This window comes from Mycobacterium sp. TKK-01-0059 (assembly GCF_000709305.1).
GTDB lineage: Bacteria > Actinomycetota > Actinomycetes > Mycobacteriales > Mycobacteriaceae > Mycobacterium > Mycobacterium intracellulare.
In genome coordinates this window covers 288,819-301,609 of record NZ_KL446993.1, presented here as the reverse complement: position 1 = coordinate 301,609, position 12,791 = coordinate 288,819, and the positions used below count along the sequence as shown (strand labels likewise).

General features: G+C 69.6%; 13 protein-coding genes. 10 read left to right on the top strand and 3 right to left on the bottom strand.

The features are described 5' to 3' along the window. Positions 1-3: 3 nt before the first annotated feature. Positions 4-447, bottom strand: a complete 444-nt coding sequence (locus K883_RS01575; protein WP_036453505.1) for a nuclear transport factor 2 family protein — start codon at positions 445-447, stop codon at positions 4-6. 67 nt (positions 448-514) lie between these two features. Here K883_RS01575 and K883_RS01570 point away from each other — a divergent pair, with 67 nt between their 5' ends. Then, entirely contained in the window at positions 515-1,417 is a 903-nt protein-coding gene (locus K883_RS01570; RefSeq protein WP_036453503.1) for an SDR family NAD(P)-dependent oxidoreductase, read from the top strand. A gap of 2 nt (positions 1,418-1,419) precedes the next feature. Beyond that, positions 1,420-2,241 carry a mycofactocin-coupled SDR family oxidoreductase gene (locus tag K883_RS01565; protein ID WP_036453501.1) on the top strand — a complete coding sequence of 274 codons (822 nt, stop codon included), beginning with the start codon at positions 1,420-1,422 and terminating at the stop codon, positions 2,239-2,241. 6 nt (positions 2,242-2,247) lie between these two features. On the opposite strand, the gene rpmB is transcribed toward K883_RS01565, so the two are convergent. After that, positions 2,248-2,439 (bottom strand): 50S ribosomal protein L28, encoded by a 192-nt coding sequence (rpmB, locus tag K883_RS01560; RefSeq protein ID WP_008258973.1) that lies wholly within the window; start codon positions 2,437-2,439, stop codon positions 2,248-2,250. Between the two features lie 459 nt (positions 2,440-2,898). Between rpmB and K883_RS01555 the strand changes: the two genes are divergently transcribed. The 4 genes from K883_RS01555 to K883_RS01540 all read left to right on the top strand — a co-directional run bounded on the left by K883_RS01555 (position 2,899) and on the right by K883_RS01540 (position 8,329). Next, positions 2,899-3,582, top strand: coding sequence for a transglycosylase SLT domain-containing protein (locus K883_RS01555; RefSeq protein WP_308192967.1), 684 nt, complete (start codon positions 2,899-2,901; stop codon positions 3,580-3,582). Positions 3,583-3,747: 165 nt separating this feature from the next. Then, on the top strand, positions 3,748-5,397 hold the full coding sequence (locus K883_RS01550) for a DAK2 domain-containing protein (protein WP_051701135.1): 1,650 nt from the start codon (positions 3,748-3,750) through the stop codon (positions 5,395-5,397). 2 nt (positions 5,398-5,399) lie between these two features. Next, positions 5,400-7,619, top strand: coding sequence for an ATP-dependent DNA helicase RecG (gene recG, locus K883_RS01545; RefSeq protein ID WP_036453499.1), 2,220 nt, complete (start codon positions 5,400-5,402; stop codon positions 7,617-7,619). After that, positions 7,616-8,329, top strand: a complete 714-nt coding sequence (locus K883_RS01540) for an HNH endonuclease family protein (protein WP_036453497.1) — start codon at positions 7,616-7,618, stop codon at positions 8,327-8,329. Before recG ends, K883_RS01540 begins: the two co-directional genes overlap by 4 nt. Positions 8,330-8,336: 7 nt before the next feature. Here the strand turns inward: K883_RS01540 and K883_RS01535 are convergent, their stop codons facing one another. Continuing rightward, positions 8,337-9,182, bottom strand: coding sequence for an aldo/keto reductase (locus K883_RS01535; protein ID WP_161807802.1), 846 nt, complete (start codon positions 9,180-9,182; stop codon positions 8,337-8,339). A 356-nt stretch (positions 9,183-9,538) separates the two neighbouring features. Between K883_RS01535 and K883_RS01530 the strand changes: the two genes are divergently transcribed. The 4 genes from K883_RS01530 (at position 9,539) to rsmD (ending at position 12,714) form a co-directional block, all read left to right on the top strand. Then, on the top strand, positions 9,539-10,657 hold the full coding sequence (locus K883_RS01530; RefSeq protein ID WP_036453495.1) for an alpha/beta hydrolase: 1,119 nt from the start codon (positions 9,539-9,541) through the stop codon (positions 10,655-10,657). Between the two features lie 95 nt (positions 10,658-10,752). Then, complete coding sequence (locus K883_RS01525; protein WP_008258965.1) at positions 10,753-11,520, top strand: DsbA family protein; 768 nt, start codon at positions 10,753-10,755, stop codon at positions 11,518-11,520. Then, positions 11,517-12,149 carry a vitamin K epoxide reductase family protein gene (locus K883_RS01520; RefSeq protein WP_036453492.1) on the top strand — a complete coding sequence of 211 codons (633 nt, stop codon included), beginning with the start codon at positions 11,517-11,519 and terminating at the stop codon, positions 12,147-12,149. Before K883_RS01525 ends, K883_RS01520 begins: the two co-directional genes overlap by 4 nt. Positions 12,150-12,159: 10 nt before the next feature. Next, on the top strand, positions 12,160-12,714 hold the full coding sequence (gene rsmD, locus K883_RS01515; protein ID WP_036453491.1) for a 16S rRNA (guanine(966)-N(2))-methyltransferase RsmD: 555 nt from the start codon (positions 12,160-12,162) through the stop codon (positions 12,712-12,714). Positions 12,715-12,791 lie beyond the last annotated feature (77 nt).

Sequence of the window (12,791 nt, the reverse complement as noted above, 5' to 3'; positions counted from 1 at the left end):
GGCTCAGAACTTCAGGTGGTGGCTGACGTCGCCGACCTGGTCGACGAACATGGTGCGGCTGTCGAAACACCAGGCGCCGTCCACCCGGTGAAAGGTGTCCTTGTAATGCCCGGTCACGATGACCTGCAGCGGCAGGTCGGGGGTGGCCTGGGTGACGCAGTAGTAGGACGTGCTCGTCGCGGTGCCCCGGGCCTCGTCGATGTACAGCTGGACGTTGGTGGTGTTGTGTTTGGTCTTCGGGGTGCCGTCTTCGTAGATGCGCGTGGCCATTTCGTACATCTCGCGGACCCGCGCCGAGCCGGCGAACACCGTTTCCGGCGGGCCGTCCTCGACGCCGCAGATGCGGCCGTGCTCGAAGAGGCGGGCCACCCCGTCCAGGTCGCCGCCGTCGAGCAGCTGCGCATAGGTGTAGATGAGATTGGTGATCTCGGTGGCGCTGTCACTCATGTCGAACCGCCTCGGGAAAGTCCGTCCGGTCCAACTTACATAGAACCGACGATTACTCTTAGTCGCCGTGACCTTACCGTGGACGCCGGGCAGGCTCGGCACCCTGACCGGCAAGCGCGTGATCGTGACCGGAGCGACCAACGGGGTGGGGCTGGGCACCTCGCGCGCGCTCGCCCACGCCGGCGCGCACGTGATCCTGGCCGTGCGCAACACCGAACTCGGCGAGCAACGCGCTGCCGAAATCTCCGCGAACGGCGGCGGTGCGACGTCGGTGCTCAAGCTCGACCTCGCCGACCTGTCGTCGGTGCGGGCCTTCGCCGGCCTGATCGAGGAGCCGGTGGACATCCTCATCAACAACGCCGGCGCGCTCACCGACCGCCGCACCGAGACGGTCGACGGATTCGAGATGACACTGGGCACCAACCTGCTCGGGCCCTTCGCGCTGACCAACCTGCTGCTGGGAAAGGTGCGTTCGCAGATCATCAACGTCGGCTCTGACGCCCACCGGTCGGCGACGCTGCACCTCGACGACCTGCACCTGCGCCGCCACAAGTGGACGAGGTTGGGCGCCTACGCGCAGTCCAAGCTCGCGGTCATGCTGTGGGGTCTCGAGCTGGACCGCAGGCTGCGCGCGGCCGCATCGCCGCTCGTCACGCAGCTCACCCACCCCGGTTGGGTGGCCTCGAACCTGTCCAACCTGGGCGACTCACGGCTGATGTCGCTGGCCCACAAGGGGGTCAAGGCGGTGGCCGACCGGTTGGCCAACGACATCGACGAGGGCGCGGCGCCGACGCTGTACTGCATCAGCGAGCCGATTCCGCCCGGCAGCTACGTCGGGGTCAGCGGCAGGTTCGGGCTGCGCGGTGGGCCGGTGCTCATCGGCCGCACGCCGCTGGCGTGCGACTACGACACGGCCGCGCGGCTGGTGGCCTTCGCCGAGCGCGAGACCGGCACGAAACTGGAGATCTGAGCATGGGTGAATTCGACAACGTCGTCGCCGTCGTGACCGGCGCCGCGCGCGGCCAGGGCCGCAGCCACGCCGTCGCGCTGGCTGAGCAGGGCGCCGACATCATCGCCGTCGACATCTGCGCCGACCTCGAGGCCATTCCCTACGCGTTGGGCACCGAGGCAGAGCTGGCCGAAACGGTCCAGCTGGTCGGGTCGGCGGGCCGCAAAGCGGTTCCGGTGATCGCCGACGTGCGCGACCTTGCGGGTCTGCGGGCCGGCGTGCAGACGGGCATCGACGAGCTCGGCGAGGTCGACGTCGTCATCGCCAACGCCGGGGTGGTGGCGATCGGCCTCACCGAGCCCGACGCCGAACCGGTGTTCAACACGATCGTCGACACCAACCTCAAGGGTGTGTGGCACACCATGCTGGCGACGGTCCCCTCGATCGTGCGCAAGGGCGTCGGCGGCTCGGTCGTGCTGGTCAGTTCGTCGCAGGGCCTGACCGGACGTGGCGGTGACGGCAGCGCCGCGATGTTCGCCTACGCGGCGTCCAAGCACGGTGTCGTGGGTCTGATGCGCTCGGCGGCCAATGCGTATGCGCCGCACAAGATTCGGGTCAACTCGGTGCACCCCAGCGGTGTCGCGACGCCGATGATTCTCAACGACTTCGTGGTGAACCGGATGACGGAGAACCCGAACCCGGCCGTCTCGCAGATGCTGCTGCCCGGCGTGCCGTTGGTCGAGGCGCGGGACGTCACCGAGGCGGTGCTGTGGCTGGCCGGCCCGCGGTCGCGCTACGTGACCGGGGTGTCGATCCCGGTCGACGCCGGCCACGTCGTCATGTAGGGGGAACTAGCCCCTGACGACCTTGCCGGCCTTGATGCAGGACGTGCAGACATTGAGGCGCTGCTTGTTGCCGCCCGGACGGGCGACGTGCACGGTCTGGACGTTGGGGTCCCACCGGCGGCTGGTGCGGCGGTGGGAGTGCGACACCGACTTGCCGAAGCCGGGGCCTTTCCCGCAGATGTCGCACACAGCGGCCATTGTTCAAGCTCCTCAAAATCTCGGGGGTCCGGCAATCCGGCCGGGACAGCCCGGCCTCACCGGGCCCAATCAGAATACCGATTGTCGTGATAACCACCAAAACGTCGACGGGCGCCCCGGGCCATGCCGGGGTCAGGTGTGCGCCGCGACCCCTTGGGCGGTAAACACCGAGTCGATCACAGTACCGGCGCGAATCCGGGCTGCTCGGACGCGGCGCCGCTAGGATGGCGTCGCCGCCGATGGTCGGTGCGGTCGCTGCCTGTATCGGGTGCGGACGGCGCGCTGATTGGCTGAAGTCTTCTTCCCGGTGGTGCCGGCCCGCGCGGAGCTGCGGATGAGGCTGGGAAGCGAATATCGGCAGGCGTGAGGGGAGTGCGCGGGGTGGTTGCGCGCGCCGAAAACGCCGCCGGTCCAGCCGACGCCGAAAGCGGGCGGGGCTCACCGGCGCGCGTACGACGGTTGGTGTTGAGGTTGCGCCGGGTGGCGGCGGCCTATCTGGTGGTGGCGGCGCTGGGCAGCGTCGCCATAGGGAGTACGTCGGTCAACTGCCCGACCGCTGTGGGCGGGCAGGACGGCATCGGGAAGGGCGGACCGGGCCCGAGAGTATCGGGCCCCGCTCCAGCCGATGCGACGTGGTGGTGGCAGCCCCGTCCGCCCCGTCCCGCGGTGCAAGAGGCGGCCGCGGTGCGCGGCGGAATCCAGCTGCGCCAGGTCGCTTTCGACGGTCGGGGAGTGTGGCCGGACGGACCCGACGCGATCCGCGGCTATCTCGAGGAGGCACTGACCCGGATCGGCGTCACCGAGGCGTCGGCCCGTGGTCACTGGATCGAGGGCATGATGACCATCGCCGACCACGAATCGCAATTCCATTCGGGTGCGATCAACCTGTCAGACAGCAACGCCTACGGGCCTTCTCAGCTCGACGGTGGCCCGCTGCACGCCACGCGCGGCCCGTGGCAGGTAATGCCGGATACCTTCGCGGCCTTCCACCAGCCCGGGACGTCGAACTCGGCGTGGGATCCGGTGGCGGCCGCATGCGCGTCGATGAACTATCAGATGAGCCGCTACGGCGTCAGCCGCGACGGCAGCAATCAGCGCGCGCTGGTGGGGCAGGCCAATCCCGGTATCCGGCAGGGCTATTAAGCTCTGCCGCTGCCGGCCGGCCGCTCGATCTTCCTCAACGGCGCGGAGCAACTGAGCGCGGCGGCTGCGTCGCCGGGCTACGCTGGCGCCCACCGGGAGACAGGTGCGGAGGAGGTGGGTCAACTGGGCACTGCTGATACGTCGCAGCTACGTCTCCTGGACGCGATGACCCTGCGAGACTGGGCGCACACCGCCGTCAGCGACCTGATCACCCACATCGACGAGATCAATCGACTCAACGTTTTTCCCGTCGCCGACTCCGACACCGGCGCGAACATGCTGTTCACCATGCGCTCGGCCCTGGCGGAACTGAACGCGCAGGGCGGCTCGGGGTGCGCCGCCCGGGCCGCGGCCGCGCTGTCGGCCGGCGCGCTGAACGGCGCCCGCGGCAATTCCGGGGTGATCCTGTCGCAGATCCTGCGCGGCCTCGCCGACGTCACCGCCACCGCCGCGAGCGACGCCGGCGGCGACCTGCCCCACATCGACGCCGCCGTGCTGGGCGATGCGCTGCAGCGCGGCGTGGAGCTGGTCATCACCTCGATGGGCGGCGAGGAAGTCCCGGGGACCATCGTCTCGGTGCTACGGGCCGCCGCGACCGCCGTCCAGCAGTGCGCGCGCGCCGGGGACGGGCTCGCGCCGGCGGTCATCGCCGCCGGGGACGCGGCGGTGGTCGCCCTGGAAAAGACGCCCGAGCAGCTCGATGTGCTCGCCGACGCCGGAGCCGTGGACGCCGGCGGGCGGGGCCTGCTGGTCCTGCTGGACGCGTTGCGGACCACCATCACGGGGCAGGCGCCCGCCCGGGCGGTCTACGAGCTCGCGCCGCGGGCGCAGCGCCCCGAAGCCCCCGCCCCGCGCCCGGCGCCCCAATTCGAGGTGATGTACCGGCTGGACGGCTGCGAGCCCGCGGCGGCGGACGCGCTGCGGGACCGGCTGGAGGACCTGGGCGATTCGGTGGGCATCGCGTCGGCGCCGTCGTCGGAGCAACGCACCTATTCCGTGCACGTGCACACCGACGACGCCGGCGCCGCCGTCGAGGCGGGACTGGCGGCCGGACGACTCAGCCGCATCGTCATCTCGGCCCTGAGCTCCGGGGCCCCCGGGTTGCCCGCGGGCGGCTGGACGCGGGAACGGGCGGTGCTGGCCGTCGTCGACGGCGACGGCGCCGCCGAGCTGTTCGCCGGGGAAGGCGCCTGCGTGCTGCAACGCGACCCCGCGGCGCACGATCCCACGACCAACATCAGCGCGCACCAGCTGATGCGCGCCGTCGTCGACACCGGCGCCGCGCAGGTGATGGTGCTGCCCAACGGCTACGTGCCCGCCGAGGAGCTGGTCGCCGGGTGCACGGCGGCCATCGGCTGGGGGATCGACGTGGTGCCGATCCCGACCGGGTCGATGGTGCAGGGGCTGGCCGCGCTGGCCGTGCACGAGACCGGCAGGCAGGCCGTCGACGACGGGTACACCATGGCCCGCGCGGCCGGCGCCGCGCGGCACGGATCGGTGCGCATCGCCACCGAGAGCGCGTTGACCTGGGCGGGCCGCTGCCATCCCGGCGACGGCCTGGGCATCGCGGGCGACGAGGTGCTGATCGTGGCCGCCGACGCCGTCGGGGCGGCGATCGGCCTGCTCGACCTCCTGCTGGCCTCCGGCGGCGACCTGGTGACCGTGCTGCTGGGCGCCGGCATCGAGACCGATGGGGACGTCGGCGCCGTCGGCGACATCCTGGAAGAGCACATGCACGACCACCACCCGGGGACCGAACTGGTCACCTACCGCACCGGCCACCACGGTGACGCGCTGCTGATCGGGGTCGAGTAGCGATGGTGTCGCTGTCCGACCGGCTGGACTACGCCGTCGGCGGGAAGGTCGTCGAGCTCCTCGACGAGGTGTTCGGCATCCGGACCGTCAACGACCTGCTGCGCCACTACCCCCGCAGCTACACCGAGGGCGCCAGCCGCTGGGACGCCGACGACGAACGGCCGCCCGCCGGTGAACACATCACCATCGTCGACACGATCACCGACACCGAGACGTTCCCGATGAAGAAGACGCCGAAGAAGGTCTGCCACCGCATCACGCTCGGCTCCGGGCGCAACAAGGTGACCGCCACCTTCTTCAACGCGAACTACATCAAAAAGGACCTCACCACCGGCACCAAGGTGATGCTCTCCGGCGAGGTCGGGTTCTTCAGGAACGTCATGCAGCTCACCCATCCCGCGTTTCTCCTCCTCGACACGCCGGACGGGAAGAACCGCGGCACCGTGTCCCTCAAGAGCATCGCCAACGCCTCGCACGCCACCACCGGCGAAGACATCGCGGACGCGTATCAGCGCCACTTCTTCCCGATCTATGCGGCCAGCGCCAAGCTGCAGAGCTGGACCATCTTCGCCACCGTGCGTCAAGTGCTCGACGTCCTCGACCCGGTGCCCGATCCCCTGCCCGAGGACCTGCGCGCGAAATTCGGCCTGGTCTCCGAGGATCAGGCGTTGCGCGACATCCACCTCGCCGAAAGCGAGGCCCGCCGTCAGCGGGCACGCGAGCGGCTGACCTTCGACGAGGCCGTCGGGCTGCAGTGGGCGCTGGTGGCCCGCCGGCACGGCGAGCTTTCGGAATCGGGGCCCCCGGCGCCGCCACGTTCGGACGGTTTGGCCGCGGAACTGTTGGGGCGGTTGCCTTTCGAGCTGACCGCGGGCCAGCGTGACGTGCTCGGCATGCTGTCCGAGGGGCTGGCGTCCAACCGCCCGCTGAACCGCCTGCTGCAGGGGGAGGTGGGCTCGGGTAAGACGATCGTGTCGGTGCTGGCGATGCTGCAGATGGTGGACGCCGGTTATCAGTGCGCGCTGCTGGCCCCGACGGAAGTGCTTGCCGCGCAACACCTTCGATCCATCCGCGACGTGCTCGGCCCGCTGGCGATGGCGGGCCAGCTGGGTGGTGCCGATCGGGCCACCCGGGTGGCGCTGCTCAGCGGTTCCATGACCGCCGCGCAGAAGAAGCAGATCCGGGCCGAGATCGCCGGCGGTGAGGTGGGCATCGTCGTCGGCACCCACGCGCTGCTGCAGGACGCGGTGGAGTTCGACAACCTGGGCATGGTGGTGGTCGACGAGCAGCACCGCTTCGGGGTCGAACAGCGAGATCAGTTGCGGGCCAAGGCCCGTCCCGGTGTCACCCCGCACCTGCTGGTGATGACGGCGACGCCGATCCCGCGCACCGTCGCGCTCACCGTCTACGGGGACCTGGAAACGTCGACGCTGCGCGAACTTCCGCGCGGACGCCAGCCGATCACCAGCAACGTCATCTTCGTCAAGGACAAGCCCACCTGGCTCGGCCGCGCCTGGCAGCGCATCAGCGAAGAGGTCGCCGCCGGCCGGCAGGCCTACGTGGTGGCGCCCCGCATCGACGAGGACGACGATCCGGGCACGCAGGAGCAGAACGCCAAGGCCCCCGAGACCGCCGAAGGCCTCTACGCCCGACTGCGTTCCGGCGAGCTGGCGCACCTGCGGCTGGGGCTGATGCATGGGCGGCTGTCCGGCGACGAGAAGGACGCGGTGATGGCGGCCTTCCGCGCCGGCGAGATCGACGTGCTGGTGTGCACCACCGTCATCGAGGTCGGCGTCGACGTCCCCAACGCCACCGTCATGCTGGTGATGGACGCCGACCGGTTCGGGATCAGCCAGTTGCATCAGCTGCGCGGCCGGATCGGCCGCGGCCGGCACCCGAGCCTGTGCCTGTTCGCCAGCTGGTCCGCACCGGACTCGCCGGCCGGCCGGCGGCTGCGCGCGGTGGCCGGGACGCTGGACGGCTTCGCCCTGGCCGACCTGGACCTCAAGGAGCGCCGCGAAGGAGATGTCTTGGGCCGCAACCAGTCCGGCCGGGCGATCACGCTGCGGCTGCTGTCCCTGGCCGACCACCTGGAGTACATCGAGGCGGCGCGGGAATTCTGCGTCCGAACCTATACCGAGGACCCCTCCGATCCCGGATTGGCCGTGCTGGCAGCGCGATTCACCGACACCGACCGCATCGAATACCTGGACAAAAGTTGAACCGCAGGGTGCTGTTGTGGCTGGCCGCGGCGGCCGCGCTCGCGGTGGTGGTGGCCTACCAGACCGTCGGGACCTCGGCCTCCCGGCACTCCGCGGAATACGCTGCGCGCGCGGACGTTCCGACGGTGCTGCCCGGCGTCGACGTGCTCGCGGGCATCCCGGTCGTGCCGGTGCGGCTGCACCGCTACGACTACCTGCGGGCGGCGTTCGGCGACGCCTGGGATGACGACAACGACGCGCCGTTGGGGCACAACGGGTGCGACACCCGCGACGACATCCTCAACCGCGATCTCGTCGACAAGACGTACGTGTCGATCAAGCGGTGCCCGGACGCCGTGGCCACCGGCACGCTGCACGACCCGTACACCAACAAGACGATCGCCTTTGCGCGCGGCCCGAAGGTCGGCGAATCGGTGCAGATCGACCACATCGTCCCGCTCGCGTACGCCTGGGACATGGGCGCGTACGGCTGGCCGGCGCCCGAGCGGCTGCGCTTCGCCAACGATCCGGCCAACCTGCTGGCCGTCGACGGGCCGGCCAATCAGGACAAGGGCGATTCGCCGCCGGGCCAATGGATGCCGCCCAACGGGGCGTTCGCCTGCCAGTACGCCATGCAATTCATCGCCGTGCTGCGCGGCTATGCGCTGCCGGTGGATGCGGCGTCGACCGGTGTTTTGCGTCAGGCCGCCGCGAGCTGCCCCGCGGGGTAGCCGTCGCTTATGAACCCTCGTAGGTGTCGGGGTCCGGGCGCAGCCGGGTGCCGTCGTTGAGCCCGTTGATCGCATCCATGTGCTCGGCGGCCAACTCGAAATCGAACACGTCCATGTTGGTCGCGATGTGCTCTTCCTTGGCCGAGCGGAAGACGACCGCGTTGCCCAGCTGCAGGTTCCACCGCAGCAGCACCTGCGAGGCGGTCTTGCCGTATTCGCCGGCGATCGAGCTCACGGTCGGGTTGTCGATCAGCTTGCCCAGCGCCAGCGGCGTGTAGGACTGGGTGACGACGTTGTGCTCGGCGTTGGTCTTGCGCAACGCCTCCTGATTGAGCAGCGGGTGCAGCTCGATCTGGTTGACCGCGGGGGTGACGAACGTGAGGTCGATGACCGTCGTCAGGTGTTCCTCGGTGAAGTTGGAGACGCCGATCGAGCGGGCCTGCCCGTCCCCGCGGGACTGGATCATTCCGCCGAAGGAGTTCACGTAGTTGCCCAGCGACGGGGCCGGCCAGTGAATCAGGTACAGGTCGACGTAATCGAGGCCCAGCCGTTCCAGGCTGGCGGTGCAGGCGTCCATCGCCCCCTTGAAACCCTGATCGGAGGTGGCCAGCTTGGTGGTCACGAACAGCTCGGCGCGCGGAATCCCGGAGGCGGCGATGGCGCGCCCGACGGCGGCCTCGTTGCCGTAGGCCGCGGCGGTGTCGATGAGCCGGCAACCGATTTCCAGCGCCGCCGATACCGCGCGTTCGGTCTCGTCGTCCGACAATTCCGCGACGCCCAGACCCAGGGCCGGCATCGTGTTTTCGTCGTTGAGAGCAATTGAGGGTGCGGCGGAGCCCGACTCGCCAGTCAATTCATTCACCTGCCTGTGAAATTAATGGTCCGAGATTGTGCACCGAGCCGGGTTCCGCCATCGCGCGAGAAGATCAACGGCGTTCGGCGCCGAGTTCGAGGCGCTGCGTTCGAAATCGAACACGTCGAAGTTGCTCGCAATCCGTGAAGGCTTCATCGGCTTGGGGATCACGATATTACCGAGGGAGCAAATGCAACCTAATCAACACCTGGGCAGGTGTCCATCCGCGGCCTCCGGTACCCGGTGCGCCACCACGTACAGTTGGTCGCGCGGCACACCGGAATCGGCGGCCGCTCAGGGGTGAATTCACTTTCGTCGTCAAGCGGTGCCACGTTGTTTGAAAAAGGGGGTTGCCCATGACCAAGCCTCTGTCTGCCGCGCCAGCCGTGCACACCGCAGCGCAGCGCGCGTCGGTGCCCTTGGCCAGTCGCATCCAGGGCGCCGTCACCAGCGCCGGGGTCAAGGTCATCCCGTGGATCCCGACCGCGGTGCGACGAGGGCTGGTTCGCGGCCGATCGGTCATCATCGACGGCAACACCCTCGATCCCACCTTGCAGCTGATGTTGTCGGGCCTGCGCGCCGTCGGCATCGACGGGCTGGTCGTCGGCGACGACCCGGCAGCGTCCCGGGCGCAGATGCACGACTCGACCGTGGGCTTTCCCGGTCCGCAGATCCACGTCGAGGTCACCGAGTTGTCGCTGCCCGGCCCGGCCGGGGACATCGGCGCGCGGCACTACCGCCCGGCCGACGGTGCGGCGGCCCCGTTGCTGGTCTTCTACCACGGCGGCGGCTGGTCGATCGGTGACCTGGACACCCACGACGCGCTGTGCCGGCTGACCTGCCGTGACGCCGGCGTCCACGTGTTGTCGATCGACTACCGGCTGGCCCCCGAGCACCCGGCGCCGGCCGCGATCGAGGACGCGTACGCGGCATTCACGTGGGCATACGAGCACGCCGGCGAGCTGGGTGCCGCCCCCGGCCGTATCGCGGTCGGCGGCGACAGTGCCGGGGGCAACCTCGCCGCCGTCGTCAGCCAACTGGCGCGCGACGAGGGCGGCCCCGCGCCGGTGTTGCAGTGGCTGATCTATCCGCGGACCGACTTCACCGCGAAGACCCGGTCTCTGAGCCTTTTCTCGCGCGGCTTCCTGCTGACCAAACGCGACATCGACTGGTTCGAGTCCCAATACCTGCGCCGTTCGGAGCTGGACCGCACGGACCCGCGCGTCTCGCCGGCCCTGGCCGAATCGCTGGCCGGACTGGCGCCGGCGCTGATCGCGGTTGCGGGCTTCGACCCGCTGCGCGACGAGGGCGAGGCCTACGCCGAGGCGCTGCGGGCCGCCGGGACGGCGGTCGACCTGCGTTACCTGGGCTCGCTGACCCACGGCTTCGTCAACATGTTCCAGCTGGGCGGCGACAGCATGGTCGCGACCAGCGAGCTGATCTCGGCGCTGCGCGCACACCTCAGCCGGGTCTGAGTCGCTCGGCGGCCCGCGCCGGTAATCTAGAGGCGCCTTGTCCGATCGCTTTGTCGGCAGACCGACAACTCGCCTACCGAAAGATCAGGGAACCTGTGGCCGACAAACCCAAACGCCCCCCACGATTCGACATGAAGTCGGCCTCCGGCGGTAAGTCCGGCCGGCTCGTCCAGATCGGCGGTACCGCGTTCGTCGTGATCTTCGCGGTCGTCCTCGTCTTCTACATCGTGACGTCGAACCACAAGAAGCCCGCCGCCACCGGCGCGGGCGACACGGTGCGGGTGACGTCGAGCAAGCTGGTCACCCAGCCCGGCACCAACAACCCAAAGGCCGTGGTGACGTTCTACGAGGACTTCCTGTGCCCGGCCTGCGGCAACTTCGAACGCACCTTCGGGCCGACGGTGTCGCGGCTCATCGACGTCGGGGCCATCGCGGCCGATTACTCCATGGTGTCGATCCTGGACAGCTCGCGGAACCACAACTATTCGTCGCGCGCGGCCAACGCGGCCCGCTGCGTCGCCGACGAATCCCTCGACGCCTTCCGCCGCTTCCATACCGCGCTGTTCACCACCGACATTCAGCCCAGCGAAACCGGCAAGAGTTTCCCGGACAACGCGCGGTTGATCGAACTCGCCCGTGAGGCCGGCGTCGTGGGCAAGGTGCCCGACTGCATCAACAGCGGCAAGTACCTCGACAAGGTCACCGGCGAGGCGGCGGCCGCACAGATCAAGGCCACGCCGACGATCAAGATCAACGGCGAGGACTACGACCCGTCGACGCCCGACGCGCTGGTCAGCAAGATCAAAGAGATCGTGGGCAACATCCCGGGCATCGACGGCGCGGTCGCGCCGGCCGCCATGTGACCGGCGCGGTGTCGACCGAATCGGCCGATCCCAGCGCGGATCCGACCCCGGCCCGGGTGCCGGCGCCCAGCGCGTGGTGGCTGCTGATCGCCGGGGCGATCGGCCTCGTCGCGTCGATGACGCTGACGGTCGAGAAGATCGACATCTTGCTCGACCCGTCGTACGTGCCGTCCTGCAACATCAACCCGATCCTGTCGTGCGGCTCGGTGATGATGACGCCGCAGGCGTCGCTGCTGGGGTTCCCCAATCCGTTGCTCGGCCTGGTGGCCTTCACCGTGGTGATCGTCACCGGGCTGCTGGCGTTGACGAAAGTTGTTCTGCCCCAATGGTATTGGCTGGGACTGACGGCCGGGGTGCTGGCCGGTGCGGTGTTCGTGCACTGGCTGATCTTCCAGAGTCTGTATCGCATCGGCGCGTTGTGCCCGTACTGCATGGTGGTGTGGGCGGTCACCATGTCGCTGCTGGTGGTGGTCGCCTCGATCGCGTATCGCCCTGCGCTGCAGGCGCGCCAAGCCGGCCCGGCGTGGGTGGTGTACCAATGGCGATGGTCGATCGCCGCGCTGTGGTTCACCGCCGTGTTTCTGCTGTGCATGGCGCGGTTCTGGGACTATTGGTCGACGCTGCTGTAGGAATCGGGACGTGACCCGGATCATCGGCGGCGTGGCCGGGGGCCGGCGCATCGCGGTCCCGCCGCGGGGCACGCGGCCCACCACCGACCGGGTCCGCGAGTCGCTGTTCAACATCCTGACCGCGCGCCGCGAGCTGCGCGGCCTGGCGGTTTTGGACCTCTACGCGGGTTCGGGTGCCCTGGGATTGGAGGCGCTCTCCCGCGGCGCCGCCAGTGCGCTCTTCGTGGAGTCCGACCCGCGCACCGCGTCGGTCATCGCGCGCAACATCGACACACTGGGGCTGCCGGGCGCGACGCTGCGCCGGGGCGCGGTGGCGGCCGTGCTGTCGGCCGGGACCGCCTCGCCCGTCGACCTCGTCCTGGCCGACCCGCCGTACGACGTCGCCGCCGCCGAGGTCGAGGCCGTGCTGGCGGCGCTGATCGCGCACGGGTGGGTGCGCGAGGGCGCGGTCGCGGTCGTCGAGCGCGCGGCCGGCGGCGCGCCGCTGAGCTGGCCCGCCGGCTGGTCGTTGTGGCCGCAACGCGCTTACGGCGACACCCGTTTGGAGCTCGCCGAGCGGGTATGAGCGGGCGTGTACCGTCAATTGCCATGGCGCCGCTCCTCCTCATCGCTTGCTCTGCATCGTCGCCGGCGCGTGCCATG

Bases quoted from the DNA above. Each gene is read 5' to 3' on its own strand.
- K883_RS01575 (WP_036453505.1), bottom strand. From the start codon at position 447: ATGAGTGACAGCGCCACCGAGATCACCAATCTCATCTACACCTATGCG.
- K883_RS01550 (WP_051701135.1), top strand. From the start codon at position 3,748: ATGACCCTGCGAGACTGGGCGCACACCGCCGTCAGCGACCTGATCACC.
- rpmB (WP_008258973.1), bottom strand. From the start codon at position 2,439: ATGGCCGCTGTGTGCGACATCTGCGGGAAAGGCCCCGGCTTCGGCAAG.
- K883_RS01565 (WP_036453501.1), top strand. From the start codon at position 1,420: ATGGGTGAATTCGACAACGTCGTCGCCGTCGTGACCGGCGCCGCGCGC.
- K883_RS01530 (WP_036453495.1), top strand. From the start codon at position 9,539: ATGACCAAGCCTCTGTCTGCCGCGCCAGCCGTGCACACCGCAGCGCAG.
- recG (WP_036453499.1), top strand. From the start codon at position 5,400: ATGGTGTCGCTGTCCGACCGGCTGGACTACGCCGTCGGCGGGAAGGTC.